The organism is Streptomyces sp. NPDC025638 (assembly GCF_055558775.1).
In genome coordinates this window covers 168,387-193,252 of sequence record NZ_JBVHLX010000011.1, presented here as the reverse complement: position 1 = coordinate 193,252, position 24,866 = coordinate 168,387, and the positions used below count along the sequence as shown (strand labels likewise).

Annotated in this window: 24 protein-coding genes; 9 read left to right on the top strand and 15 right to left on the bottom strand. The window is 69.6% G+C overall.

Annotated elements, in window-relative coordinates; all coding sequences use genetic code 11:
* Positions 1-14: 14 nt before the first annotated feature.
* The 5 genes from ACZ4EG_RS27520 to ACZ4EG_RS27500 all read right to left on the bottom strand — a co-directional run bounded on the left by ACZ4EG_RS27520 (position 15) and on the right by ACZ4EG_RS27500 (position 5,235).
* A complete protein-coding gene (locus tag ACZ4EG_RS27520; protein WP_453555658.1) occupies positions 15-776 on the bottom strand; it encodes a TIGR03943 family putative permease subunit in 762 nt (253 codons plus the stop codon).
* Complete coding sequence (locus ACZ4EG_RS27515) at positions 773-1,804, bottom strand: permease (RefSeq protein ID WP_467792484.1); 1,032 nt, start codon at positions 1,802-1,804, stop codon at positions 773-775. Before ACZ4EG_RS27515 ends, ACZ4EG_RS27520 begins: the two co-directional genes overlap by 4 nt.
* Positions 1,805-1,888: 84 nt before the next feature.
* Positions 1,889-2,728, bottom strand: a complete 840-nt coding sequence (locus ACZ4EG_RS27510) for a CAP domain-containing protein (RefSeq protein WP_467792483.1) — start codon at positions 2,726-2,728, stop codon at positions 1,889-1,891.
* 450 nt (positions 2,729-3,178) lie between these two features.
* A complete protein-coding gene (locus ACZ4EG_RS27505; RefSeq protein WP_467792482.1) occupies positions 3,179-4,384 on the bottom strand; it encodes a glycosyltransferase family 39 protein in 1,206 nt (401 codons plus the stop codon).
* A 188-nt stretch (positions 4,385-4,572) separates the two neighbouring features.
* Positions 4,573-5,235 carry a hypothetical protein gene (locus ACZ4EG_RS27500; RefSeq protein WP_467792481.1) on the bottom strand — a complete coding sequence of 221 codons (663 nt, stop codon included), beginning with the start codon at positions 5,233-5,235 and terminating at the stop codon, positions 4,573-4,575.
* Positions 5,236-5,670: 435 nt separating this feature from the next.
* Between ACZ4EG_RS27500 and ACZ4EG_RS27495 the strand changes: the two genes are divergently transcribed.
* Positions 5,671-6,678, top strand: a complete 1,008-nt coding sequence (locus ACZ4EG_RS27495) for a phosphotransferase (RefSeq protein ID WP_467792480.1) — start codon at positions 5,671-5,673, stop codon at positions 6,676-6,678.
* Here the strand turns inward: ACZ4EG_RS27495 and ACZ4EG_RS27490 are convergent, their stop codons facing one another.
* The 3 genes from ACZ4EG_RS27490 to ACZ4EG_RS27480 form a co-directional block, all read right to left on the bottom strand.
* Positions 6,679-8,232 (bottom strand): N,N-dimethylformamidase beta subunit family domain-containing protein, encoded by a 1,554-nt coding sequence (locus ACZ4EG_RS27490; protein ID WP_467792479.1) that lies wholly within the window; start codon positions 8,230-8,232, stop codon positions 6,679-6,681.
* Between the two features lie 118 nt (positions 8,233-8,350).
* Complete coding sequence (locus tag ACZ4EG_RS27485; RefSeq protein WP_467792478.1) at positions 8,351-9,577, bottom strand: esterase/lipase family protein; 1,227 nt, start codon at positions 9,575-9,577, stop codon at positions 8,351-8,353.
* A 163-nt stretch (positions 9,578-9,740) separates the two neighbouring features.
* A complete protein-coding gene (locus tag ACZ4EG_RS27480; RefSeq protein ID WP_467792477.1) occupies positions 9,741-10,160 on the bottom strand; it encodes an NlpC/P60 family protein in 420 nt (139 codons plus the stop codon).
* Between the two features lie 45 nt (positions 10,161-10,205).
* Between ACZ4EG_RS27480 and ACZ4EG_RS27475 the strand changes: the two genes are divergently transcribed.
* Entirely contained in the window at positions 10,206-10,778 is a 573-nt protein-coding gene (locus ACZ4EG_RS27475) for a CYTH domain-containing protein (RefSeq protein WP_467792476.1), read from the top strand.
* 60 nt (positions 10,779-10,838) lie between these two features.
* Here ACZ4EG_RS27475 and ACZ4EG_RS27470 read toward each other — a convergent pair whose 3' ends face one another.
* The gene (locus tag ACZ4EG_RS27470) at positions 10,839-11,330 is read right to left on the bottom strand and encodes a peptidylprolyl isomerase (RefSeq protein WP_363295702.1); all 492 of its coding nucleotides are present in this window, start codon (positions 11,328-11,330) and stop codon (positions 10,839-10,841) included.
* A 162-nt stretch (positions 11,331-11,492) separates the two neighbouring features.
* On the opposite strand from ACZ4EG_RS27470, the gene ACZ4EG_RS27465 reads away from it, so the two are divergent.
* On the top strand, positions 11,493-12,626 hold the full coding sequence (locus ACZ4EG_RS27465) for an acyltransferase family protein (protein ID WP_467792605.1): 1,134 nt from the start codon (positions 11,493-11,495) through the stop codon (positions 12,624-12,626).
* Positions 12,627-12,636: 10 nt separating this feature from the next.
* Here ACZ4EG_RS27465 and ACZ4EG_RS27460 read toward each other — a convergent pair whose 3' ends face one another.
* Genes ACZ4EG_RS27460 through ACZ4EG_RS27450 form a run of 3 tightly spaced genes read right to left on the bottom strand, consistent with a single transcriptional unit; the run spans position 12,637 to position 13,558 of the window.
* Positions 12,637-13,203, bottom strand: coding sequence for a TSUP family transporter (locus tag ACZ4EG_RS27460; protein ID WP_467792604.1), 567 nt, complete (start codon positions 13,201-13,203; stop codon positions 12,637-12,639).
* Positions 13,113-13,397 (bottom strand): hypothetical protein, encoded by a 285-nt coding sequence (locus tag ACZ4EG_RS27455; RefSeq protein WP_467792616.1) that lies wholly within the window; start codon positions 13,395-13,397, stop codon positions 13,113-13,115. Before ACZ4EG_RS27455 ends, ACZ4EG_RS27460 begins: the two co-directional genes overlap by 91 nt.
* Positions 13,394-13,558, bottom strand: a complete 165-nt coding sequence (locus tag ACZ4EG_RS27450; protein ID WP_453559652.1) for a hypothetical protein — start codon at positions 13,556-13,558, stop codon at positions 13,394-13,396. Before ACZ4EG_RS27450 ends, ACZ4EG_RS27455 begins: the two co-directional genes overlap by 4 nt.
* Before the next feature lie 222 nt (positions 13,559-13,780).
* Here ACZ4EG_RS27450 and ACZ4EG_RS27445 point away from each other — a divergent pair, with 222 nt between their 5' ends.
* From ACZ4EG_RS27445 to ACZ4EG_RS27430, 4 genes are all read left to right on the top strand, one after another.
* On the top strand, positions 13,781-14,695 hold the full coding sequence (locus ACZ4EG_RS27445; RefSeq protein ID WP_467792475.1) for a cyclase family protein: 915 nt from the start codon (positions 13,781-13,783) through the stop codon (positions 14,693-14,695).
* Positions 14,696-14,927: 232 nt separating this feature from the next.
* Positions 14,928-15,722 carry an SDR family oxidoreductase gene (locus ACZ4EG_RS27440; protein WP_453559677.1) on the top strand — a complete coding sequence of 265 codons (795 nt, stop codon included), beginning with the start codon at positions 14,928-14,930 and terminating at the stop codon, positions 15,720-15,722.
* A 47-nt stretch (positions 15,723-15,769) separates the two neighbouring features.
* Positions 15,770-17,233: a cytochrome ubiquinol oxidase subunit I gene (locus ACZ4EG_RS27435; protein ID WP_467792603.1), complete on the top strand. Its 1,464-nt coding sequence runs from the start codon at positions 15,770-15,772 to the stop codon at positions 17,231-17,233.
* Positions 17,230-18,273, top strand: coding sequence for a cytochrome d ubiquinol oxidase subunit II (locus tag ACZ4EG_RS27430; protein ID WP_467792474.1), 1,044 nt, complete (start codon positions 17,230-17,232; stop codon positions 18,271-18,273). Before ACZ4EG_RS27435 ends, ACZ4EG_RS27430 begins: the two co-directional genes overlap by 4 nt.
* A gap of 18 nt (positions 18,274-18,291) precedes the next feature.
* On the opposite strand, the gene ACZ4EG_RS27425 is transcribed toward ACZ4EG_RS27430, so the two are convergent.
* From ACZ4EG_RS27425 to ACZ4EG_RS27415, 3 genes are all read right to left on the bottom strand, one after another.
* Complete coding sequence (locus tag ACZ4EG_RS27425) at positions 18,292-20,127, bottom strand: glycoside hydrolase family 15 protein (RefSeq protein WP_467792473.1); 1,836 nt, start codon at positions 20,125-20,127, stop codon at positions 18,292-18,294.
* Positions 20,128-20,238: 111 nt separating this feature from the next.
* Positions 20,239-21,207: a CorA family divalent cation transporter gene (locus ACZ4EG_RS27420; protein ID WP_467792472.1), complete on the bottom strand. Its 969-nt coding sequence runs from the start codon at positions 21,205-21,207 to the stop codon at positions 20,239-20,241.
* A gap of 167 nt (positions 21,208-21,374) precedes the next feature.
* Positions 21,375-22,853: a glutamate-cysteine ligase family protein gene (locus tag ACZ4EG_RS27415; protein ID WP_390709497.1), complete on the bottom strand. Its 1,479-nt coding sequence runs from the start codon at positions 22,851-22,853 to the stop codon at positions 21,375-21,377.
* Positions 22,854-23,054: 201 nt separating this feature from the next.
* Here ACZ4EG_RS27415 and ACZ4EG_RS27410 point away from each other — a divergent pair, with 201 nt between their 5' ends.
* Positions 23,055-23,867: a maleylpyruvate isomerase family mycothiol-dependent enzyme gene (locus ACZ4EG_RS27410; protein ID WP_467792471.1), complete on the top strand. Its 813-nt coding sequence runs from the start codon at positions 23,055-23,057 to the stop codon at positions 23,865-23,867.
* Between the two features lie 85 nt (positions 23,868-23,952).
* Positions 23,953-24,786, top strand: coding sequence for a hypothetical protein (locus ACZ4EG_RS27405; protein WP_467792470.1), 834 nt, complete (start codon positions 23,953-23,955; stop codon positions 24,784-24,786).
* The last annotated feature ends 80 nt before the right edge of the window (positions 24,787-24,866 follow it).

Genomic DNA, 24,866 nt, shown 5'->3' with positions numbered 1-24,866 from the left:
ACTCCCGTCACCCGTCAGGGAGCGGGGAAAGGAAGATTGTCCGTGTAGCCGTTGGAGGGCCGGGTGATCTTCTTGACGGTACGGGCGTCGAGGGCGACCGGTGCGGACTTCGTGCCCAGCGTCCCGCCCGGGTGCCATGTTCCGGTGACGCTCACCCATGTGTTGGGGGGCAGGGCCGGGCGCCCGTAGATCCGTATCTTGATGGACTGCGCGTCCGCCGCGCAGCAGGTGAGAATGATCCGGGTCAGGTACCAGCTGCCCGCCTGCTTGTCGGGGGTGACGAAGCCGGTCATCTGGATGCTGCGCCCCTTGATGGCCTGCTTGCGGTCCTGCTGCACGCGGGTGGTGAAGTCCGTGAGGGTCATCGGGAGGGGCGAGGCCGTGGGCAGCGGGTCGAAGTGCGCCTGTTCCGGTACGGCCTTGGGGGCCTGGCGGGCGGCGGTGTAGGCGCCGAGAGCCGGTGGGGCGTAGAAGAGCAGGCTCAGCGCGGGCAGCAGCAACAGCCAGGCGACGCGGGGCACGGCTGAGTGGTCGTGTCCGTGACCGGTGTCGTCGTGGGTGTGGTCGTGATGGGGTGTGTCCTCGTCGCTTCGGCCCGGCCGGAGCTGGTTCCACGCCTCCGCGACGCCGAGTATCAGCAGCACCGCGCCCGACGCGACCAGCATCGGTCGCATGCCTTCCTTGACGTACCTCAGGCACAGGTCGGTGAAGAGCGAGATGTGCAGCAGGCCGAGGCCGCTGAGGACGAGCAGGATCGCCTGGATGGGCCGCTTCACAGCAGGATGCCTCCGATGAGCGCGCTGCACAGGATGGCGACGGCGGTCGTCGCAGCGGAGAAGCGGACCGCGAAGGCGCGGCCGAAGGTGCCCGCCTGCAGGGCGATCAGCTTCAGGTCGACCATCGGGCCCACCACCATGAACGTCAGCCGGGCGAGCGGCGAGAAGCCGGTGAGGGAGGATGCGACGAACGCGTCGGCCTCGGAGCACACCGCGAGCAGGATGGCGAGCGCGGCCAGGAACAGCACCGACAGCCAGGGCGACGAGGAGAACGTGTCGAGCACGGAGGGCGGCACGGCCACGTTGAAGGTGGCCGCAGCCATGGCCCCGACGACCAGGAAGCCGCCCGCATGCAGGAAGTCGTGCTGGAAGGCGCGCCGGAACTCGCTCCAGCGGCTGTGCCCGGGGTGGTGCCCGGTGTGCCGTACGGCCGGCTTGAGCCACTCGGCGCGGCCGAGCCAGAGCCACAGCCAGCCCATCACGGTGGCGGTGGCGAGCGAGGCCAGCAGCCGGGCCAGCACCATGGCGGGACGTCCGGGGAAGGCGATGGCCGTGGCGGTCAGCACGACCGGGTTGATCGCGGGCGCCGAGAGCAGGAACGCGAAGGCGGCGGCCGGGGTGACACCGCGGCCGATCAGACTGTTGGCGACGGGCACCGACGCGCATTCGCAGCCGGGCAGGACGACCCCGGCGGCCCCGGCGACCGGGACCGCGAACACGGGCCGCTTGGGCAGGATGCGGTGGAACACCCGCGCCGGGACGAAGGCGTTGATGGCTCCGGACAGAGCCGTCCCGAGGAGCAGGAACGGCAGCGCCTGGACGGTGACGGACAGACAGACGGTCTGCCATGCCTGGAGGGCCGGTTTGCTGATCGACTGGCCGAGGAGGACGAGCGCCGCGCCGGGAAGGACGGCCGCCGCCACCAACAGGAGTGGCCAAAATCGGGGCAATTCACCCGAAGGTGCTTCCTCGACTTCGGAGCGGCCTGCGGCGGCCGCCTCCTCCGCCAGTTCGTCTGTGGTCTGCACACCGGCTCCGTACGTCTGATGTTCAGACCGAACATAGTGGAAGCCGGGTGCCCTCAGGAATTCGGCCAGAGCCGGGGACGGCGCCTATCGCGCCGTCCCGAAGTCCTGGGTCCAGAAGCTGTTGGGCTGCGCGAGACCGACGCCGATCTCCTTGAACGAGCAGTTGAGGATGTTGGCCTTGTGGCCGGGGCTGGCCATCCAGCCGGCCATGACCTGCTCCGGAGTCGAGTAGCCGTACGCGACGTTCTCGCCGTAGGCGCTCCACGTGTAGCCGGCGCGGGTGATCCGGTCGCCGGGGGAGGAGCCGTCGGACCCGGTGTGCGACATGTTCTGGTGGGCGGCCATGTCGTCGCTGTGTGCCTGCGCGGCCTTGCTGAGCGTCGCGTTGAGCGTCAGCGCCGAGCAGCCCACCTTGGCGCGCTCGGCGTTCACGAGCTGCACGATGCGGGCGACGACCCCGGACGCGGTGGCGGTGGCCTTCGGGGCGCTCGGCGTGGCGGGGGCCGCGGGTGCGGCGGTGGTGGCCTTGGGGGCGCTGGGAGCGGTGGTGACCTTGGCCTTGGGGGCCGTGGTCCGCACCGTGCGGGAGGGTGCGGTGGCCTTCGCCGTGTGCCTGGGTGCGGTGGCCCTCGGCTTCGGCTTCGGCGGTGTGGCCTGCGTGGGGCTCGCGGAGGCGCTCGGTGTCTTGGCGGGTGCCGGGGTGGCCTGGCCGTTGTGGTCCGGGTGGCCGTTCCAGGGGCGACCCCAGTCGGCGTTCTTCCACCAACCCTTGGCCTCGGTCTCCCGATGGCTGGGGCGGTGGGATCTCCCGCCGTCGTTCCAGTCGGTGCAGGCCATGGCGACGGACGGCACGCCCACGGCGCCCATGGCAACGGCAGCGATGACTATTCGCCGGTATTGAGTGCTTTTGCGGTGCTTACCCATGTGTGACCTCACCCGGTAATCGCCGAGCGCTCCTTGTGCGGCTGGCTCTGAACAGAACCCGCCACTGAACTGCGGCGACGCCCTGCGGATCGTCATTCTTAGGAGCCGTTTACATAGAGCGCAAAGGGCTCCGGTACTAGGTCGCCTCGTAGCTTCGGCAATCCTTGTCACGGGGGTGGGGGCGTGCTGGACCTGACCCTGCGGTCGTCGCGAATCCATGACGCATCGTCAGAAACCCTCTGTGTCCGCAGAACGGGCGAAAGTGCCGTGCGGACGGAATACCGCGAATCCAGACATGATGTTCGCCCATGCCAAGACGGACAAATCCCATATGTCACCGGAGCGCCGCCTACTATCCGACCCGGCTAGTTCCCGGACAACCTGTGATGGATGTCACGGAACCATAGGAAATGGCGCGATGAACCGACCGTGCGGCCGTGGTGTCCCCGCTCAGAGCGGAGAGTGCGCGACGGTCGTCAGGTACGCCCCGTACAGCAGGGACACCGCGGTCAGCGTGCCTCCCACCAGCAGGGCCTGCGCAGGTCGGGCCCGCCATGCCCGGACCAGCGCACGCGCGCAGGGAATGAGCAACGGGAACGCCGGAACCAGGAAGCGCGGCTTCGACGAGAACGAACCCGAGGCACCCAGGACGAGCAGGACGAGGACGCCGGCGAAGACCACCAGCGGCAGCGGCGCACGGTCCAGGCACAGCAGGCCGAACAGCAGAACGCCGATGACGACGATCACCAGGGCCATGGGGTAGACGAAGCGCCCGCCGTGGAGGAACAGCGCCCTGAGGAAGCGAAGGGATTCGACCCCGAAGTCGAAGCGCGAGGTCCACGCGTCCTGCACATTGAAGTAACCCCGCAGGAGATCGCCCGTCTGCTCGCCCACCCACAGGACATAGCCGATCCAGCCCAGCGGACCCAGGACCACGGCGACCCACACACCGGGACGGACGCGGCCGCGCCGTCTGATCGCTTCGTGCACCCCCGCGGCGGCCACGGCCACGGCGACCGCGAAGCCACTGGGGCGGGACAGTCCCGCGAGGGCGGCGAGCGCCCCGGCCCACAGCCAGCGGCCCTTCAGCACGCAGTACAGCGACCAGGCGGCGAGGGCGGAGAAGACGGACTCGGTGTACGCGATCCCCAGCACGACCGAGTGCGGCAGTACGGCCCACAGGGCGACGAGCGCGGTGGCGACCCCGCGTCCGTAGAGATCGTGTCCGATCGTGTAGATGCCCCATGCGGCCACGACCGCGGCCGTCCAGGCGACCAGCAGCGCGGCCTCTCCCGGTGTGAGCGGCAGGACTGTCATCGCGGCCCTGATGAGTCCGGGGTAGAGCGGAAAGAAGGCCCAGTCGGTCTGCACTGCGCCCGACGGCATGATCCAGATGCGGGTTCCGTAGCCGTGCGCGGCGATGTGCAGGTACCAGTCCGAGTCCCAGGAGTGAGCCAGGCTCTTCACCAGTGGGCGACGAGTCAGGTGGTTCATCGCGACCATCACCGCGGCCCCGGCGAGGCGGACGGCCATGAACAGCACCAGGGCCCGGAGCAGGCCGTGGGGTGCGTCGTGCCATGGGCGCCGGGTCGTGGCGCGGCGGCCGGGCTTGTCCTGGGCGGCGGGACCGGACCGGGGAACGGAAGACGTGCTCACCCTCCGACCTTGGGCATACGCCGCCAAAGGTGCAATCGGGAATCGCGCTTCTTTCCCTACTCATACCGGAATGCAGGGATACGCGGATCGGACAACTCGTGTGCGGTAGGGGAGGGGCGAGCGTACGACCGTACGCCTGCCCTCTCCCCCCACCGCGCCCGGCCCTGTCCGGCCGCCCTGTCGCCGGCTCAGTTGTCGACGGCCTCGGAAGGCTTCCCGGCTTCCGCGGCCGGACTCTTCTGCGATGCCTCGCTCGCCGTGTAGAAGACCGACGTGCCCTGCTTGGTGCGCTGGGCGTGGTTCTTGGCCACGAGACCCTCCAGCGTCGTCCGCACGACGGTGGTCTTGATGCTCCGCTCGGGATGCGCCTGATCCAGTGCGGTGGTGACTTCCGCGGCGGAGCGGGGCTCGCTCTGCTCGGAGAGGTGGCGGCGGACGAGTTCGACCAGGGTCGGCTGGGCCGACGGGGCGGGCGAGGCTGCCTTGGCGGCCGGCTTCTTCTTGGCGGCCTGCTTCCGGGGTGATGTGCGGCCCGCCGAGGCGGAGGACTTACGCGTCCGCGCCGGCTTGCTCGGTGCGGACTCGGCGGCGGACTTCTGCCGGGGAGAAGGCACAACGGCACTGTCGGGCGCCGGGTCGGTCACCGCCGGAGCACCGGCCTCGACACCGAGCGCCTGGTGCATGTTCGCCAGCACCGTGTAGTCGTGCTGCAGAACTGCCAACTGCTCCTGGAGCGCGGCGATTTCCGTGCCGATGCGCTCCTGCTCCTTCATGTTGCGCTCAAGGTCACCGGTGACCTGGGCAATGTACTGCGACGCCAGCTCGGTGACGGGGACCGTACTCTCGGACATGCTGTTCACCCTTCCTCGGTTCCCGGTTGTGTACCAGGACCTACCGCGGCGGCCGCCGGACGTGAAGGCACTGCCTCGGCTGGTGCTCCCGGGTGCCGGGCCGCATCTGTGGTCAGACACCCTGCCTTGAGACATGGTACGGAGCAAGTTGTTGCTCCCGTGATCCTTCCTGGCTCAACTGGGGGCACAGCACTGAACATGCCATCGCCGCATGCGTTGCCTCTGCGACCATGTTGCCAACTCAACTTGTTTGAAAGGTAGTTGCCGGCGCATCGCACCGAAAGCCCCTGTCGGGCTCCTGGGCCGGCCAATTCAGGCGACACACATCGTGAACGAATCAGTGGGAACAAGTGCTGCTCGGTCGAAGAGTTGCTCCAACGATTCCGTGGGGAGATAGCGGTGGTCCCTTGGTGCGGGCGATGCTGAGATGGCCCCATGCGACATGAGTCATCAGTGGTCGTGGACCGGGGTCAGTACCAGGGCGCGGTGACACCCTGGGAAGAGGAGTCCTGGCGGTACGCGGCCCTCGGTTGGGTGGAGGGTGAGCTAGCCGCGCGCGGCCTGCGCGTGACCGGCGACTTGAGGGTACGGCTGCGGCCCTGGTCCGTCCTGGTGCGGGTGTCCGTCCAGGGGCGTGACGCCGTCTGGTTCAAGGCGAACCCACCGGCCGGCGCCTTCGAGGGCCCGCTCACCGCGGCGTTGGCGCGATGGGTGCCGGAACATGTACTGGAGCCGCTCGCCGTCGACGCCGCTCACGGTTGGTCGCTGCTGCCCGACGGAGGCGAACTCTTCAGGAGCGTCCTCGAAAGAGAGCCGGTCGAGCCCAGCACGTGGGCAGCTTTCCTCGGCCAGTACGCGGACATGCAGCACGCCCTGACCCCCTACACACAGGAGATCGAACAGCTGGGTGTTCCCGGCGCACGCACCACCGCCCTGCCCGACGTCTTCGACAGACTGGTCGCGGAGAACTCGACACTGCAGCCGGACGACCGCAGAAGACTCGATGACCTCAGGCCACGCCTGGTGGACTGGTGCGCGGAGTTGGCGGCCCTCGGCATCGAGGACACCCTCGACCACTCGGACCTGCACGACGGCCAGCTGTTCCACCCACAACCGGGCCGCTTCACCTTCTTCGACTGGGGCGACGCCGCCGTCTCCCATCCCTTCTGCAGCCTGCTGGTCCCTGCCCGCACGGCCTGCGAGCGATACGGGCACGACGTACTGCCGCGCCTGCGAGACGCCTATCTGGAACCGTGGCAGGGCACCGGCCGAACAACCGCGGACCTACGACGTGCGGTGAGTCTTGCCTGGCGACTCGGTGCACTTGGCCGTGCCTGCTCCTGGGGCCGCCTGTTTCCCGCCGCGTCGGCGGCCGCCGACGCCCTCGGCGCCACGGAAAGCGTCCGCTGGCTGCTGGAGCTCTCCAATGACCCACCGGTCTAGTCAAATCGCGTACAGATCAAGGGCGTTGGGACTGGGTGCCGGGCGGTGTCGGGCGGTAGGTCCCTCGGCGAAGGCACGTAGGAGATTCTCTGTCGTGCGGGTGACGAAGGCACGGGTGCGGGCGTCCATGCCGTGGTCGCGGCCGAGTTCGCCGGTGCCCGCCACCAGCGCCTCCACCCAGCGCATGGTGCCGGACGCGAACACACCCGCTCCGCTGGGGACGGTGTAGTACGCCGAGTCGCTGTGGCTCGGGCGGCCCGCGCACACGAGAGGAGAGTGCGCGGTGATCTCCAGGAGCCGCGGAGTGCCGGCGCCGGGCATGACACGGTCGTACTCGACGCCCACCAGATGCGGAAAGGCGTCACCGGCGCGCACTCCGGTGCCCTCGTGGAGCCAGTGGTCGGCGCAGTGGACGACGTAGGGAGCGTCCACCGGGTAGCCCTCGTAGAGAACTCCGGTGAGGGATGACTCGGGATCGGGGGCCGGCACGGTGCGGAAGTCCGTGGTGACGAGAGCCGGTTGCCCGGGATAGCAGGGGTCCGCGCGGTAGGCGGACTTGTAGCAGACCACGGTGCGGTCGTCCGCGCCCCGGCCGGGCCCGAGGCGGATCCTCCGGAAACATGTGTTGGCACCGAGGAACGCGACATTGGTGCCCGCGTCACGGGCCTGTGTGACATGTGCGCGCTGCTGGGGTGTCCAGTACTCGTCGTGCCCGAGACATACGACGGCGGCGGCGCCGTCCAGCACCGCCGGGTCGGCATGGACGTCGAGGCCGGTGCTGTAGGCGAGCGGTATGCCCAGCCGCTCCGCCAGCACGACAGCGGCCCACTCGTACACGCGGAACTTCTCGGCCCCGTCCATGTCATAGGGCCGGTCGAAGCTCACCGCCAGGGACCGGGTCTCGTACGACCCCGTCGTACCGGCGTACAGGCTCGACCCGCCCCACCGGTTGTAGGCCTGCCAGGTGGCCGGGGCGTGCAGCAGTACCGTGCGCCCCGTTCCGCGCACCGAGCGCACGATCAGAGGCACATAGCGCTGGTGCCCCGTGGCCGCGTCCAGCCGGAGCAAGTACGCGCCCTCCGGCCAACTCGCGGTGTCGAGGGCCAGGGTGCGCTGCCAGTTGGCGTGGACGGTGCGGGTCTCGGGCGCGATCTGCGGGGCCTGCTGGACGCGGCCGCGTATCGGGGGCGAGGTCCACACACGGCGGGCCAGCGCACCGCCGTACCAGCCCACGCGGAACGCCGACACGCGGAAGGAGGCTGCCGTCGTCGATACGAACAGCCCGAACTCCTGCCCCGGTGTCACACTCACCCGATCGGCGTACCCCGCTATCGCGTCGGGTGGGCCCAGAGACGCGATCCGCCAATCGGGGGTACCCGCGGCGTCGCGTTCCGCCTCCGGCAGGTGACTGCCGTCGCCGGCGCCGGGCGGGCGACGGCCGGGCACATGGTCGCAGGCGGCCGCAGCGAGGCCCACGCCCGCGCACAGACACAGGAGCCGTCGGCGCGATATGCCGGGCTCGGCGCCGTGTGCCGGGTTCCGTGCTGGAGCCACACCGCCTCCTCACCCCCGGACTGCCGCTCCCAGCGTTGCGACAGCTGTGCACCCCCGCAACCGAGGACGAAGGAGGCGATGCTTGTGTGAGACGGCCCGCCCCGGGAGGCCCGGGGGTTCAGTCGGGCAGCCGGTCCAGCAGCCACCCGCACAGTTCCTCGGTGATGGCGGTGTGCGCCGTCGTCGTCGAGGAGCAGATGAAGTCGTCGACCTCGCTCTCCGACGGGTCGAGGCTGTCGATGTCCGCGTACAGGTCTTTCTGCTGGTCGATGTCGCGGATCGCGACCGCGCTGACGGAGGGCACGAAGCAGACCTCCTCGTGACGCAGGTCGATCTGGGCGCCGAAGTTCTTCAGCATGTCGGCGAGGATGCCGTAGGAGCGGAGGGTGCCGCCGGGGGCGCCGTCCAGCTCGGGGAAGCCGCTGGTCTTCACCGTCTTCTCGGCCGCGGGAAACCGCCGCTTCAGTTCGGCGACGACGACGTCCTTGCCCTGCGCCTGGCTGTAGAAGGTGGTGCCGGGGTAGATCCTCTCGACCTTGAGCGCGGTCTCGCCCGGCGGGATCGCGAGGCCCGTACCGTCGCCGCGGCCGTTGGCGAGCGCGAGGATGCGGGGGATGCGCGGCCAGCCACCGAGCTCCTCCATCATCCTGAGGAACTCTTTGCGCTCCGGCGCGATCCCGATCTGGCCGGTCATCGGGTCGTAGTGCCGCCAGAGCATCTGCCGGGCGGCCGGGCTGTTCATCTGCCGGGCGAAGTCGTTCGGGACCGGGATGAAGTGCGAGAACGCCTGGAGGCCGATCGGCACGACGCCGCCGCGGTGCGGACTGTCGTACGAGAAGTACAACCGGGTGCGGTGGTCCATCCGCTGCGTTTCCAGTTTGGCGAGCGCGAAGCGGGTGATCATGCCGCCCATGCTGAAGCCGCCCACCGTCAGCGACGCGCCGCCCAACTGCTCGGCCTGGGTCCGCAGGATCGCGGCGATCGCTGTCTCGGCGTTGGTCATGATCGAGGCGGTGCGCTCGTCGAAGCCCAGGAGGATGACGTCACGGCCGCGGCGGCGCAGTTCGCTCAGGAAGGGATAGTCACCGTCGAGGCCGGCGTACAGCCACTTCAGGTCGCTCCTGCCGAGGTTGAACCCGTCGGCCATGATCACCGGTCGTGTGATGCCGCGGTTGCGCTCGCCGTAGAAGACATGCGCGAAGCCGTGTGGCAGCTGCCACTCCTCGTCCGGCTCCGGGACCGGATACGGCAGCGGGACCGGCGGCGCGGAGCTCAGCGGATCGGCGAGCGTGAACGCTCCGACGCTCTGCTCCGCCTTCTCGTCCTGTTGGTCGGACACAGCCATCTCCTTCCGAATTCGCGCAGGGCACAGCAGCCCGTCGGAATGGGCTGGATGACTGCGGAAGGCGCGAAGACCGAACATCATCAGCACATCGGCCGCAGGCCCGGCCATGCGCCGCTCGGATCTTCATTCGAATGGAGGCAACGGGGAGGCAGGCGCTCGCCTCCTACGCCATCACCCGCTTGATGCCGATCAGCACCTGGTAGCGCGGCCGCGCGGCGAACTCCGTCATCTCCCAGACTGCCGGGCGCCCTGCCTCCGCGCACAGGTGCAACACCCGTCCCTCGTCCACCCAGAGCCCGACGTGGGCGCCGTAGGCGTCGTCGCCGGCGTTGAACAGCAGCAGATCCAGCGGCTGAGCAACCGCCACACGAACCGTGGCTTCCGTATCGGCCCACAGCTCACTCGATCGCAGAGCCGGGGGAGCGAAGCCGAAGTGCCGCAGCACCTCGTACGCGAACAGTTGGCAGTTGGCGCCCATCGCCAACCCGGGACGAGCCACCACAGAAGGCGAACCCGGAAACCGGGAGCCGCGGTAGGGCACGGTCCAGTAGGCAGCGGGGAGTTGGTCGAGCAACGGGTCCATCAACCCATCATGCTGTTCAGGCAGATCTGCTGGGATGCTGGCCCTGTGAGAGACAAGTCGGGCGGGTTCGACGGCCGGGCGGTTCGCGCCGGTAAGTACGCGCGGGTCGAGAGGGAGCGACGATTTCTGCTGGCCGGTCCGCCGGACGCGGCGGCGGTGACGGTCACCCGCGTGATCACCGACCGGTATCTGGACGGTATGCGCTTGAGGTTGCGGCGCGCCGAATTCGCCGACGGCCGCCGCGAGATCAAACTCACTCAGAAGGTCCCGGTCTCCGGGCCGGGCGCGGTCCAGGGCCTGATCACCACTATGTATCTGACGCCGGCCGAAGACGACGTGCTCTCCACCCTGCCCGCCCGGGTCCTGTCCAAGACCCGTCTCAGCGTGCCCCCTTTGGGCATCGACGTCTTCGACGGCGAGCTCCGGGGCTTGGTGCTCGCGGAAGCCGAGTTCGGCAGTGACGAGGACGCACTGTCCTTCGTGCCGCCGGCCGCGTGCCGGGTGGAGGTGACCGACGACGACCGCTTCACCGGCGGACGCCTCGTGCGGACCTCGCGCCGGGAGCTGCTCGGATGGCTGGCGGAGTACGGGCTTCACCCCGGAGACGTCCAACCGTAAAGGCGTGTAGGACCCGCGACGGGCGGCGCCATGAGTGGCGCCGCCCTTCATTGTGGGCGGTCAGACCGTGCCGCTGGCCGCGATCTTGACCGAAGCCTTGGGGCGGCCGCTCTGGCTGCCGAGCTTCTCGATCTGGTCGACGATGTCCTTGCCCTCGACGACCTCGCCGAAGACCACGTGCTTGCCGTCCAGCCAGCTCGTCACGATCGTGGTGATGAAGAACTGCGAGCCGTTGGTGTTCGGGCCCGCGTTCGCCATGCTCAGCAGGTACGGGCGGTCGTGCTTGAGGGTGAAGTTCTCGTCCGCGAACTTCTCACCGTAGATGCTCTTGCCACCGGTGCCGTTGCCCGCAGTGAAGTCGCCGCCCTGCAGCATGAACTCGGGGATGACCCGGTGGAAACCGGAACCGGCGTACCCGAAGCCGTGCTGACCCGTGGCCAGCTCCCGGAAGTTCTTGGTGGTCCGGGGCACCACGTCGTCGAAGAGGTTGAACACGATCCGGCCGGCCGGCTGGTCGTCGATGGTGATGTCGAAGTACACGTTGTCGCTCATGGAGATCAACATATCGCCAAGCCGCGAGCCCGTCCGCACAGGCTCGGTGTGTGGCCCGGGTCACGGTCGTGGCGGCCGATGTTTACGCGGCGCCCTGCGGGTGAGTCGCGCCTGAAGAACTTCGCCACCGCGAGCTTCGCCACCGCCGCCGGCAACTGCGTAATGAGGTGTTCTGGTCTGTCCGGGTACCGCCAGGAAGGAATCGTGAACGAGGCGCTGCCGTCGCGCAGTGCCGAGGAGGCAAGGGTCCCGTCGCCCGGACCCACGCGCGACGCGTTCTTCGACAATGCGAAATACCTCGCGATCGTGCTGGTGGCGATGGGCCACGCCTGGGAGCCGCTGCGCGACGGCAGCCGGACCGTCAGCGCGCTCTACATGTTCGTCTACGCCTTCCACATGCCGGCGTTCATCGTCATCTCCGGTTACTTCTCGCGCGGTTTCGACGCGAGCCCCGCGCGGATCAAGCGGCTGATCACGGGCGTTGCCGTCCCGTACATCGTCTTCGAGACGGCGTACACCTACTTCACACGGTGGACCGACGGCGTCCCGGACCGCGAGATCAGCCTGCTGGACCCCCTGTATCTGACCTGGTTCCTGGCCGCGCTGTTCATCTGGCGGCTGACCACACCGATCTGGAAGCTCGTGCGCCGGCCGCTGCCGCTCGCGCTCGTCCTCGCCATGCTGGGCACCCTCGCGCCGTCCATCGGCAACGACCTCGACCTGCAGCGGGTCCTGCAGTTCCTGCCGTACTTCGTCCTGGGCCTGTGTCTGAAGCCCGAGCACTTCAGGCTCGTGCGCCGCCGGCCGGTGCGCATCGTGGCCGTACCCGTCTTCGCCGGCGCGCTCGCCGTGTCGTACTGGCTGGTGCCGCGGATGACCCAGGCCTGGTTCTACCACCGGGACAGCGCGGCGGAACTCGGGGCGCCCGACTGGTACGGGCCCGTCATGACGCTGGCCTCCTTCGGTTGTTCGGTGGTCCTGGTGGCCTGCTTCCTGGCATGGGTGCCGGGGCGCCGGATGTGGTTCACCGTGCTGGGCGCGGGAACGCTCTACGCCTATCTGCTGCACGGGTTCCTCGCCCAGGGATCGAAGTTCTGGGGCTGGTACGACCCGGCGTGGGTGCACCGGCCGCTGGGTGTGGCCACGGTCGCCGTCGTGGCCGCCGCGGTGGTGACCGTCCTGTGCACGCCGCCCGTGCGGCGCGTGTTCCGGTTCACGATGGAGCCGGAGATGGAGCCCGTGTTCAGGCGCGAGGCCACCGGAGCGGCCCGAGCCCCCGGTGTGGCGGTCCGCTGACGGTACATGTTCACACGGCGGCCTGCTCGCTCTGCGGTTCCTCGGCGCGTGGTTCCTCGGTCGTGCTCGTCGTGCGTGCCGGCGTCCGGCCGCGGACCGCGGCGAACGCGCCGAGGGCCGCCATGGCGAGACAGGCGAGCACGACGACGGTGGACGACGCCCTCAGCACCGCCGGCCCGGATCCGGTCAGCAGCACCACCAGGGCCCAGCGCACCGCCGGGCCGCTGACCCGGCTGGATACGAGGGCACCCAGGACGACCCCGGGAATCGCACCGATCAGGAGGGTCGCCGCGAGCCCGAGGTCCGCGTCCCCGACGAGCAGGTGTCCGAGGGCCGCGGCGGACACCATGGGGATGGCCTGCACCAGGTCCGTGCCCACGAGGTGGTCGGCCTTGAGGCGGGGATGGGCCGGCATCAGCATCACGATGATCAGGGGGCCCGAGCCGACCGAGGTCATCCCCACGACGAGGCCGCCCACGACGCCGATCAGGAGGGTTGCCACGGGTCGTACGGGAACACGCGCGTCCTCGACGTCCGCGGCGGAGCGGCGGCGGTCCAGCCAGAGGCGGACGAGCATGCCGGCGACGGCGACCATGGCGCCGTACCGACGACGTACTCGACGCGTTGCTGGAGCACGTCGCCGTCGCCGAGCGTCCCCAGTAGAAAGACACCGCCGAACGCGGCCGGTACGGCGCTGGGCAGCAGCCGACGCACGATGTCCCGGCGGACCGTGCCCGCCCGCTGGTGCACCAGCGGGCCGAACGGCTTCATGAACACCGACGCGGCGGGTCGCTGCCGATGGCCGCGGTGGGGTTCACCCCGAACACCATGACCATGATCGGTGTCATCAGGGCGCCGCCGCCCATGCCGGTGAGTCCCACCGCGAAGCCCACCAGGGCACCCGCGAGGATGATCGGGCCGTTGAGATCCATGCCGTGGACCGTACGCAGTTTTCCTATGGGAAACGTATGGAATGAGGTCCGGGCTGCGACCGCGCACGCCGCGTGCTGCAATGGGCCGGGGTGTCATGGGCGGACCGGGCGCCACCCGACCGCGACGGCCGCCACCCGACCGCGACGGCACGGCCGCCGTCCGACAGCGAGGAGGGCAGCATGCCTCCCTGTGCCGCCTCCGGGTCCCCGTCCGCTCCGCACATGAGTGAAGCGGCGTTCCGGGCGCTGTACGAGCGGCTGAGCGCCGACACACGGCCCGTCAGCGGCCCGCCGGGCGGGTCCCTGCGTCATCTGACGCCCGAGCGCGTGAGGGCGGCCGCGGCCGAGGTCCGTTCGGGGCGCACGGTGTCGCTCGCCGCCCCCATCGAGACACACCGGGAACCGGACAGCCCCGAGCCCGCCGACCACCGCATGACCGGGCCGCCCGCCGGCGACCTCGACGCGCCCGGCCTGCACTTCGCCCGCGACCGGCTCGCGATGAACGTCCACGGAGACGCGGACAGCCATCTGGACGCGCTGTGCCATGTGATCGTCGACGGCGAACTCTTCGGTGGGGTCTCGGCCCACACCCTGACTCCGGACGGCGCCGGCGCGCTGTCCGTGGACCTCGTCCGCAACGGCATTGTCGGGCGGGGTGTGCTCCTGGACGTGCCCAGGCTGCGCGGAGTTCCCTGGCTGGAACCCGGCGACCACGTGACCCGGGAGGACCTGACCGCCGCCGAGGAGGCACAAGGCGTCCGGGTCGGGCCGGGAGACCTGCTGTTCGTCCGGGTCGGTCACCGGCTCAGGCGGCTGGAGCTGGGGGCGTGGAACGTGGCCGAGGCACGCGCGGGTCTCCATCCGACGGCCGTACGGTTCCTGGCCGACCGCGAGGTCGCGGTGCTGGGCGGGGACGGGAACAACGACACCGCCCCCAGCGCCGTCGACGGGATCGGTTTCCCCGTACATGTGCTGGCGATCCACGCGCTGGGGATCTACCTGATGGACTACCTCCAGTTCGAGGAGCTGGCCCCGGCCTGCGAAAGCGCCGGCCGCTGGTCCTTCCTCTGCGCGATCGCCCCCCTGCGGCTGCCCGGGGCCACGGGTTCCCCGGTGAACCCCATCGCCGTCCTGTGACCCGGCCCGTCGCGCGGCCGGGCGCCGTCGCGCGGCGGGCGTCCGGGTGGGCGAAGATGATCAGCCGGGTGGCGTAAGACCAAGGCGTCACGCGCGCCGCTCGGCCGCCGCGGTGGTTCCGTGTCCTTCGACCTGTGCGGGTGGTGGTACGGCCGACCCGGGGTCGCAGCGGAGGAGGCTGTCGATCGTGAGTTCCACCGAAGGCACGTCGCGGAGCGTGATCCCCGCCGACCTGCTCAAGGGACAGAAGGCGCTGGTCACAGGAGCCAACTCGGGCATCGGCAAGGCGACCGCCATCGGACTGGGCCGGGCCGGGTGCGATGTCGTCGTCAATTACGTGGCCGGCCGCGAGGATGCCGAGCAGGTCGTCGACGAGATCAAGGCGATGGGCGTGAAGGCGGCGGCCTACGAGGCGGACGTGTCCCAGGAGGACCAGGTCGTCGCCATGACGGACCGGATGGTCGAGGAGTTCGGGACGATCGACATCCTCGTCGCCAACGCCGGGCTGCAACGGGACGCCCCGATCACCGAGATGACCCTCGCTCAGTGGCGGAAGGTGCTGGACGTCAATCTCACCGGGCAGTTCCTGTGCGCCCGCGAGGCGACCAAGGAGTTCCTGCGCCGCGGTGTGGTCCCCGAGGTGTCACGGTCGGCGGGCAAGATCATCTGCATGAGCTCGGTGCACCAGATCATTCCGTGGGCCGGGCACGTCAACTACGCCAGCTCCAAGGGCGGCGTGCTGATGATGATGCAGACCCTGGCCCAGGAACTCGCGCCGAAGAAGATCCGCGTCAACGCGATCGCGCCCGGGGCCATCAAGACACCGATCAACCGCCAGGCCTGGGAGACTCCGGAAGCCGAGCGCGACCTGCTGAAGCTCATTCCCTACGACCGTGTCGGTGAGCCCGAGGACATCGCCCACGCCGCCGTCGGCCTCGCCTCCGACCTCATGGACTACGTCGTGGGAGCCACTCTCTACGTGGACGGCGGCATGACCCTCTTCCCGGGCTTCGCCACCGGCGGCTGACCGACTCTCACATCCCTGTCGGCCCCCGGGGGACACCTGTGCACACCATGATCCACCTGCTGGCGGACCCACCACCCCAGATGCTGCCGGCCCGTTCGCTGATGGCGTTCACGCTCGCCGCACACATCATTCTGGTGCCCCTGGGCGTGGCACTGCCGCTCATCACCCTCATCATGCACGGCTACGGCCTGCGCCGTAACGACCCCACCGCGCTGCTGCTGGCCCGGCGCTGGTCGGCGGTCATGGCGGTGCAGTTCGCCATCGGCATCGTCACCGGGACCGTGCTGTCCTTCGAGTTCGGACTGCTGTGGCCGGGCATGATGGGCCGGTGGGGCGATGTCTTCGGCCTCGGGTTCGGCGTCGAGGCCTGGGCCTTCTTCCTGGAGGCCGTCCTCATCGCCATCTACCTCTACGGCTGGCGCAGGCTGCCCACCCGTACCCACTTCCTGCTCGGACTGCCCCTGCCGGCCGCCGCCCTGCTCGGCGCCTTCGGCATCCTGGCGGCCAACTCCTGGATGAACACACCGCGGGGCTTCGTCCTCGACTCCGCGGGCAACCCCACCGGCGTGGACATCCGCAAGGCCGTCTTCACACCCATCTTCGGACCGGAGTACTGGCACTTCGTGGTCGCCATGCTGATGACCGCGGGCTATGTCGTGGCGGGCGTCTACGCCATGGGTTGGCTGCGCGGGCGCCGCGACCGGTACCACCGGCTCGGATTCATCGTGCCCTTCACCCTTGCCGCGGTGTGCACACCGGTCCAGTTCATGCTGGGCGACTCCATCGCCCGGCAGGTCTTCCACAAGCAGCCGGTGAAGTTCGCCGCGATGGAGATCGTCTGGAAGACCGACACCCATGTGCCGGAGTACCTGTACGGCCGACTGCACCCCGACGGCTCCATCTCCGGCGGCATCAAGATCCCCCAACTCGACTCCATCCTCGCCGGCTTCCGCCCGGACACCCAGGTGACCGGTCTGACCTCGGTGCCGGCCGATGCCCGGCCCACCGCCACCCAGGCCACCATCACGCACTTCGCCTTCGACACCATGGTCGGCATCGGCTCCCTGCTGCTTCTGCTCGCGCTCTGGTACGGCCTGGTGTGGCTGCGCCGCCGCCGAGCGCCCGCCTCCGTCTGGTTCTACCGGGGCGCGGCATGCGCGGGCGTGGCCTCCGTGCTCGCGGTGGAGTGCGGCTGGATCACCACCGAGGTGGGCCGCCAGCCATGGATCGTCTATCAGTACATGCGGGTCGCCGATGCGGTCACCGCGACGCGTGCCCCCGCTTTGTGGACCATGTTCGCCCTGGTCATCCTCGTCTATGTGTTCGTGTTCGGCTCCTTCCTCGTCGTCCTGCTGAAGATGAGCACCCGCTGGCGGCTCGCCGACGCTTCGGACGCGGCGGGGCCGGGTGCACCGGAGACGGACAATCCCTACGGCCCCCGCTCCGCCCTCGTGGGCAGCGGCCCCGCCCCGGGGCCGGGAGCCTCCGCCGACGGGGAGGACCGGTCATGACCGCCGCCGGTGTCGTCGCCCTGGTCCTGCTGCTCGCGATCGCCGCCTACGCCTGCGCCGGCGGCACCGACTACGGGGCCGGCTTCTGGGATCTGACCGCGGGCGGAGCCGAGCGAGGCAAACGCCCCCGGTGGCTGATCGACCACGCCATGGCGCCCGTGTGGGAGGTCAACAACGTCTGGCTGATCTTCGTCCTGGTCATCATGTGGACCGGGTTCCCGGTCTTCTTCCGTACCGTGTTCGTCGCGATGTGGCTGCCCCTGGCGCTCGCCGTCGTGGGCATCGTGTTGCGCGGCGCGGGCTTCGCCCTGCGCAAGCCGGTCCGCCGGCTGGCCGGGCGACGCCTGTACGGTGCCGTGTTCGCGATCGCCTCGCTCCTCACGCCGTTCTTCCTGGGCGCGGCCGTGGGCGGGATCGCCTCCGGCCGGGTGTCCCCGGGCACCGCGGCTTCGGTGGCCAACTGGGCCAACCCCACTTCCCTCCTGTTCGGGCTGCTCGCCATCGCCATGACCGCGTTCCTGGGCGCGGTGTTCCTGGCCGGGGACGCCCGCCGCTTCGGCGCACCGGACCTCGACGGCCATTTCCGGCGGCGTTCGCTCTTCGCCCTCGCCGCCGTCGCCGTACTGACAGTGGTCATGCTGTTCGTCACCCACGGCGACGCGCCCCATGTGTGGCACGGCCTCACGCACGGCGTCGGGCTCGCCCTGGTCGTCCTGGCGGCCGTGGCCGCACTCGTCACGGGCTGGTCGCTCCTGGGTACGGCCGAGGCCCGGTGGTCCCGTAGTTCGGCCGTCGTGGCGGTGGCCGCGGGGGTCTTCGCCTGGGGTCTGGCGCAGCGGCCGTATCTCATCCCGGTCTCGCTGACCGTCACCGACGGCGCGGGAGCCACGACCACACTGCGCTGGCTGATGCTGGTCACCGTCGTGGCCGTGGTGCTGGTGTTCCCCGCCGTCGCCTACCTGTACTGGCTGGACACCCATGGCGCTCTCGAACCCCTCACCGACGCCGATCTGCGCGGCCGTGCGGGTGACGACGCCTGACGCAGGGGGCCAGAGCGCCTAACGCCGGGCGTTGAGGGCACTGTCGAGGGTGATGGCCGCGTCGATGAGCGCCAAGTGCGTGAAGGCCTGGGGGAAGTTGCCCAGTTGGCGGCCGGTCGGGTCGATCTCCTCGGAGTACAGGCCCAGATGGTTGGCGTATCCGAGCATCTTCTCCAGGACCAGCCGGGCCCGGTCCAGGCGGCCCTGCCGCGCCAGCGCGTCGACGTACAGGAACGTGCACAGGGAGAAGGTGCCCTCGGAGCCCCGCAGTCCGTCGGGCGAGGCCTCCGGGTTGTACCGGTAGACCAGGCTGTCGCTGACCAGTTCCTGTTCCATCGCGTGCATGGTCGCGGTCCACGCCGGGTCCCCGGGCGTGAGGAAGCCGACGGTCGGCATGCGCAGCATCGAGGAGTCCAGGACTTCGCTTCCGTAGTGCTGGACGAAGGCCGCGCGCTCGTCGTTCCAGCCCTTCGTCCAGACCTGATCGTAGATCTGGTCCCGTGCCGTGCTCCAGCGGCCGGTCGCCGCCGGTCTGCCGTTCTCCTGCGCGAGCCGCAGTGCGCGGTCGAACGCGACCCAGGACATCACCCGCCCGTAGGTGAAGTTCTGACGGCCGCCGCGCGTCTCCCACACGCCCTCTTCGGCCTGGTCCCAGTTGTCGGCGAGCCAGTCGAGGACGCTGCGCATGGAGTTCCAGCCCCGGTGCCCGAGGTGGAAGCCGTGCCGGTGCGCGAAGGAGATGCTGTCCAGCGCCTCCCCGTAGATGTCCAGTTGCAGCTGTGTCGCCGCGCCGTTGCCGATGCGCACCGGGCCGGATCCCTCGTAGCCCTCCCAGTGATCCAGGATCTCCTCGTCGAGGTCGGCCGAGCCGTCGACCCGGTACATGATGTTCAGCGGTCCGGTGCCGCTGTCGCAGCCCGCCTTGTCCTGGGCCCGGTCGGCCAGCCAGTCGATGAATGCCCTCGCCTCGTCGACGAACCCCATGCCCAGCAGGGCGTAGACGGAGAAGGCGGCGTCCCGGATCCAGGTGAACCGGTAGTCCCAGTTGCGTTCGCCGCCCAACTGCTCCGGCAGTGCGGCCGTGGGTGCGGCCACCAGTCCGCCGCTCGGCGCGTAGGTCATCAGTTTCAGCGTCACCGCTGAGCGCTCCAGCATCTCCCGCCACCTGCCGGTGTACCGCGACTGGCTGAGCCACGTCCGCCAGAACCGGATGGTGTCCTCGAAGAGCTGCTGGAACTCCTCCACCCGGATCTGCCGGGGCGGCCCGTCGGCGGCCGACTCGATGACGAAGCCGCGCTGCTGGCCCGCCTGCAGGGTCACGGACAGGTGCAGGTCGTTCTCCCCACTGACCGTCGTGGGCAGTCGCGCGTCGTCCGGTTCGCGGACCGTGTGGACGGTCAGCTCCAGCCCGTCCGACGCGAAGACCGCCCCGTAGCCGGCGAGCTCGACCTTGTGGGGCCGGCGTCCGTAGTCGAACCGTGGGGCGATGTCGACCTCGAAGGTCATGGTGCCGCGCACACAACGCACCATGCGGACCAGGCGATGGCGGGGTGTGACCGTCGTTCCGGTCACCGGCATGAAGTCCACGACCTCGCCCGCGCCCGCCTCGGTCATGAACCGGGTCACCAGCACGGCGGTGTCGGGCAGGTACAGCTGCTTGGTGGCGTATGTGGCATGCGCGGGACGTACCGTGCAGCGCCCGCCCCTGCGCTTGTCCAGCAGAGCACCGAACACACTGGGTGAGTCGATGCGCGGGCAGCAGAACCAGTCGACCGTTCCGTCGGTGGTCACGAGAGCCGCGGTCTGCAGATCCCCGATCAGGCCGTGGTTCTCGATCATCGGGTAGTCATCCATACGGCGTCCCTTCCGGCATGCGACGGTGCCCGGATGCCTGCCCCCCCACCCGTTCAGGCTAAGCCGGGCGGGCGCTTCGGGCCCGTCGGAGCAGGCGCGTACCGGCCCGGCTCACCGGTCCTCCACCCCCTCGTCGTCCCGGAGCCGTCGCCAGATTCTGGTGCGGTGCAGGACGTAGAGAGCCACGAACACGACGGCGACCTGCAAACCGACAGCCAGCAGCCAGAACACGGCGGAGCTCTCCAACTCGTCGGTCATGTACGTGAAGTTCATGCCGAAGTACCCGGTCAGGAACGACAGGGGCAGAAAGATCGTCGAGACGATGGCCAGGCGGTTGATCATTCCGTTCTGCTCGCCCGAGACCAGGGAGGAGTAGCTGGCGAAGGCGCGACGGCTGGCGTCCTGGAGGGACTCGATGTCCGCGAGAGCCAGCCTGCCCGCGTGCTGAAACTGACGGGCGAGGCGCTGACGCTCGGCCGGGAAGGTGCCGCTCAGCATCCGCCGGGTGAGGATCTCGTCCGTCACCTGAAGGTACGGGAGCAGGGAGTGATGCAGCAGGGCAGAGTGCCGGCGCAGTTGTGACAGACGGTAGACCTGGTCGGGACGCCGTCGCTCGAACATCTCGTCCTCCAGCTCCTCCACCAGCAGCAGGTCCGACACCGCGGCCCGGCGAAAGGTCTCCAAGGCGTCCTGGAGCAGCAGGAACAGCATGGCCACGGCATCGGAGGGCCGTTCGAACCGCAGCTGCACGGCAAGGTTGTCCAGCGGTCCTGGCGACCCCCGGTGAACCGTGATCAGATGCCGGTCGGTCACCAGGGCATGGAAATGACTGACCTGTACGCCTGCGACGACGGGCACGACGAGGCCTGCCATGTCCCCGAGGAAGTCGGCCCGCGCAGGTTCGTCGGCCCGGCCGAACCAGTGGATGTTCTCGGCCTCCAGGCCGAGCTGGTGGGCGACGGGCTGTTCGCCGGTCACCTCCCCGTCCGGCAGTTCGATGTCGACGAGCAGGAAGTCGGACATGGCGAGTCGCTCACGTGCCTCCGACACGTCGGTGCGAGTGACGATCCCTTCCGGCATCGAAACCACCGATACGATCATCGCCCCTCACTGTTGTCACAGGACACGTCGGTACCAGCCTGCGCACGCTTCGCCGCCCGCGCATGCCGACGCGGGCAGACGCCCCGACCGGTGCCCCGGACGAGTGAGGGCGGAGCCCGTCCGAGGATCGGTCGACCGGCCATGGCTCAGTCGACCGGCCAAGTGTGAGCCGGGGCGTTGAGGTGCATGTAGTCGATGTACAGCTGCGTCATCCGGCGCAGGGCCTCATGGCGGCCGCCGCGCGTGGACTCGTCGATGCGGTGGAACATCTCCTTCTGCCACACGGCTCCGTTGCGGGCGGTGACACATCGCTGCTCGATGACACCGAGGAGCGGTTCGCGCCAGGCCGCGTCCATGCCGGAGTGTTCCAGCCCCCGGTGCGCCAGCGGAAGCAGGCGCCGCAGGACGAGTTCGGGCACCGGCACCTCGCCCATGCCGGGCCAGTACAGCAGTGCCTCGATGCCGTTGCGCGCCGCCGTGTGCAGGTTGTCCTCGGCGGCGGAGAAGGACATCCGCGACCACACGGGCCGGTCCTCCTCCACCAGCGCGCGGGTGAGCCCGTAGTAGAAGGCGCCGTTGGCGAGGGTGTCGGCGACGGTCGGGCCGGCGGGCAGCACCCGGTTCTCCACCCTGACATGCGGTTTGTCGTGGGAGACGGCGTAGACCGGGCGGTTCCAGCGGTAGATCGTGCCGTTGTGCAGGGTCAGTTCGGCCAGTTCCGGGATGTCACCGCGGTCCAGCGTCTGCGCGGGGTCCTGCTCGTCGCACAGGGGCAGCAGTGCCGGGAAGTAGCGCAGGTTCTCCTCGAAGAGGTCGAAGACGCTGTTGATCCACCGCTCTCCGAACCACACCCGGGGCCGTACCCCCTGCACCTTGATCTCCTGCGGGCGTGTGTCGGTGGCCTGCTCGAACAGCGGGATACGGGTTTCGTGCCACAGCTCCTTGCCGAACAGGAACGGGGCGTTGGCCGCCAGCGCGACCTGGACCCCGGCGATGGCCTGCGCCGCGTTCCAGTAGTCCGCGAACTCGTCCGGGGACACCTGGAGGTGGAACTGGGTGCTGGTGCACGCGGCCTCCGGGCTGATCGTGTCCGCGTAGGTCCGCAGCCGGTCGACACCGTCCACCTCGAGGAGCAGATCCTCGCCCCGGGCCGCGAAGACCTGGTCGTTGATCAGGCGATAGCGCGGGTTCTCCGACAGCGCGGCCTCGCCGATGTCCTCCTCCCGCAGGGTGGGGAGGATGCCGACCATGATCAGATGTGCGTCGACCGACATGGCGCGCTGCTCCGCGTGATTCAGCGCGTCACGGATCTCCGACTCCCAGGCGTCGGGACCGCCCGCCGTCAGACGGCGCGGCGGAACGTTGATCTCCAGATTGAACCGGCCCAGCTCCGTGGACCAGGCGGGGTCCGCGATCGCCTGGAGCACATCGCTGTTGCGCATCGCCGGCTCCGCCCGGTCGTCGACCAGGTTGAGCTCGATCTCCAGCCCCACCTGGGGCCGCTCGGACTCGAACCGCTCCTCGCGCAGCATCTGCGCGAACGCGTCGAGGCAGTCGTGCATCTTGATCCGGTACCGGCGCCGGTCCTCGCGGGTGAAGACCATCGCCGGGACGTCGCGTCCCATCGGCCCTCCCGGGTTCCCCTCCTCGGACACCTCTCATCCCCCAGCGTCGCACCACCGGGCGCCCCTGACCACGTGGGACCGGTGCGGGACGGGAACCGAGTGCGGGCACTGCGGCATGCCCCCGGATTTGCCTTCGAGTGCACTCCAGCACCCACACTGATCGCGACGGTATCCGCGCTGGGGAAGAAAAGGCGGCAGCAGATGGAGACGACGAACGGCGCGGGGCACCCTCTGCCGTACGACACCTACCGCGAGGCGATCGAGCGCGAGACGTTGCACTTCGCCGACATCGCCAGAGGCATGGACCCCGAGACCGCCGTGCCCTCCTGCCCCGACTGGACGCTGGCCGACCTCACCCGGCACGTGGGCGCGCTCCAGCGCTGGTTCGGCACGCTGCTGACCCGGCTGGTGCAGGAGCCGCCACGCAGCCGTGAGGTGGAGCTGGGGCTGCCGGAAGTCGCGCGGGAGTATCCCGACTGGGTGGCAGCGGGCGTCCCTGCCGTGGCCGCGGTGCTGCGCGACACGGACCCCCGGGCGCCGATGTGGGCCTGGGGCGAGGACCAGCACGCGCGGTTCTGGGCCCGGCGGATGCTCTTCGAAACGCTGGTGCACCGGGTGGACGCGGAGGGTGCAGTTGGCCGGGACTCCGACATCGACCCCGCACTCGCGGCGGACGGAGTCGACGAGTTCCTGGTCAACCTCCCCTACGCCGGTCTCTTCGCCCCGGCCGTGACGAAGCTGCACGGCAGCGGCGAGACGATCGCCTTCCAGTGCTCGGACCACACACATGGAACCGGTGAGGAGTGGCGCGTACGCCTGGACCCCGACGGCTTCCACCTGCTGCCGCGGCCGGCCACCGACGCCGCACCTTCCGAGGCACGGTCGGTGGTGCGCGGCCAGGCAGCGGACCTGCTGTTGCTGCTGTACGGGCGGCGTACGTACCAGGACGATGCCTTCGAGGTGTCGGGAGATACCGCGCTGCTCGACAACTGGTTTGCCCACACGGCCTTCTGACCCACGTCCCCTTCGGCTGCCTGCCGCGGCCTGGATGTCGTTGTCGCAGTCACATGATCGGGTGTGTCAGGGATAGCCTGACGCAATGACCGACGTTGCAGGCACACCCTCCGCTCCGGATGCGGACGAGCTCCGCCGGCTCTCACCCCGTGACGAATCCCGAGTAGCGCTCGCACTGACACTCCGTCAACTCGCCGACACCGTCCTGGATGCCGTGCCGGTCGTGCCGGATCCCGCGCCGGGGGACCTGCTGCGTACGGCACTTCGGCTGCAGCGCAGGGTGGAGGACGTGATACGCGAGGCCGTGGTCGCCGAGCGGGAGCGGGGCACCACGTGGTACCAGATAGGCGAAGCCGCGGGCATGACACGGCAGTCCGCGCATGAGAAGTGGTACGGCGACGTCCACGCGTGGGCGGCGACCGGACGCAGCGCGCTGCCGCCGGAGTTGAGGACGCTCGAAGTGGCGGCGGAGGCGGACGCCCGCTATGCCAGGCTGCGGCCGGACCGGCCGCACGCGGTCACATCGGGCCTGGACGCGGTCCGCTTCCCCGGTTCCCATGCGTACGAGGCCAGTCTGCGCACCCGCGGCTCCGCCCTGCACAGCCGTCGTACCGAACTGGACGCGCGGGCAACGCGGTTGAACGACGAGTACGGGAACCTGCACGCGCAGGGCCCCGCGGCCGCGCCCGTCGGCGGGGACCCGCTGGTGATCGCCGCCTACCGGGGACACGCCGACGCGGTGCGCGCCAACCGGCTCGCCATCGCGGCGGTGCACCAGGAGATCGCCGATGTGTACGACCAACTCGTCACGGCCGAGCCCTCCTTGGCGGAGGAACACCGCATGCAGGCCGACTGGCACCGCAATGCCTCCCAGCAGGCCCGCACCTATGCCGATCTGCTGCAGGGCACGGACGGCTGATCTGCGGAAGGGGTTCACGCTCCGTGTCCCCGATCGCCGTGCGGCTATTACGAACCCAGTTCGAAGCGCTGGTGACACCA

What these genes read in the sequence shown, in the direction of transcription:
- ACZ4EG_RS27510 (WP_467792483.1), bottom strand. Translation starts at nt 2,728, where the DNA reads ATGGGTAAGCACCGCAAAAGCACTCAATACCGGCGAATAGTCATCGCT.
- ACZ4EG_RS27500 (WP_467792481.1), bottom strand. Translation starts at nt 5,235, where the DNA reads ATGTCCGAGAGTACGGTCCCCGTCACCGAGCTGGCGTCGCAGTACATT.
- ACZ4EG_RS27495 (WP_467792480.1), top strand. Translation starts at nt 5,671, where the DNA reads ATGCGACATGAGTCATCAGTGGTCGTGGACCGGGGTCAGTACCAGGGC.
- ACZ4EG_RS27485 (WP_467792478.1), bottom strand. Translation starts at nt 9,577, where the DNA reads ATGGCTGTGTCCGACCAACAGGACGAGAAGGCGGAGCAGAGCGTCGGA.
- ACZ4EG_RS27480 (WP_467792477.1), bottom strand. Translation starts at nt 10,160, where the DNA reads ATGGACCCGTTGCTCGACCAACTCCCCGCTGCCTACTGGACCGTGCCC.
- ACZ4EG_RS27470 (WP_363295702.1), bottom strand. Translation starts at nt 11,330, where the DNA reads ATGAGCGACAACGTGTACTTCGACATCACCATCGACGACCAGCCGGCC.
- ACZ4EG_RS27465 (WP_467792605.1), top strand. Translation starts at nt 11,493, where the DNA reads ATGAGGTGTTCTGGTCTGTCCGGGTACCGCCAGGAAGGAATCGTGAAC.
- ACZ4EG_RS27460 (WP_467792604.1), bottom strand. Translation starts at nt 13,203, where the DNA reads ATGCTCGTCCGCCTCTGGCTGGACCGCCGCCGCTCCGCCGCGGACGTC.
- ACZ4EG_RS27455 (WP_467792616.1), bottom strand. Translation starts at nt 13,397, where the DNA reads ATGAAGCCGTTCGGCCCGCTGGTGCACCAGCGGGCGGGCACGGTCCGC.
- ACZ4EG_RS27450 (WP_453559652.1), bottom strand. Translation starts at nt 13,558, where the DNA reads ATGGATCTCAACGGCCCGATCATCCTCGCGGGTGCCCTGGTGGGCTTC.
- ACZ4EG_RS27445 (WP_467792475.1), top strand. Translation starts at nt 13,781, where the DNA reads ATGAGTGAAGCGGCGTTCCGGGCGCTGTACGAGCGGCTGAGCGCCGAC.
- ACZ4EG_RS27435 (WP_467792603.1), top strand. Translation starts at nt 15,770, where the DNA reads ATGATCCACCTGCTGGCGGACCCACCACCCCAGATGCTGCCGGCCCGT.
- ACZ4EG_RS27430 (WP_467792474.1), top strand. Translation starts at nt 17,230, where the DNA reads ATGACCGCCGCCGGTGTCGTCGCCCTGGTCCTGCTGCTCGCGATCGCC.
- ACZ4EG_RS27425 (WP_467792473.1), bottom strand. Translation starts at nt 20,127, where the DNA reads ATGGATGACTACCCGATGATCGAGAACCACGGCCTGATCGGGGATCTG.
- ACZ4EG_RS27420 (WP_467792472.1), bottom strand. Translation starts at nt 21,207, where the DNA reads ATGCCGGAAGGGATCGTCACTCGCACCGACGTGTCGGAGGCACGTGAG.
- ACZ4EG_RS27415 (WP_390709497.1), bottom strand. Translation starts at nt 22,853, where the DNA reads ATGGGACGCGACGTCCCGGCGATGGTCTTCACCCGCGAGGACCGGCGC.
- ACZ4EG_RS27410 (WP_467792471.1), top strand. Translation starts at nt 23,055, where the DNA reads ATGGAGACGACGAACGGCGCGGGGCACCCTCTGCCGTACGACACCTAC.
- ACZ4EG_RS27405 (WP_467792470.1), top strand. Translation starts at nt 23,953, where the DNA reads ATGACCGACGTTGCAGGCACACCCTCCGCTCCGGATGCGGACGAGCTC.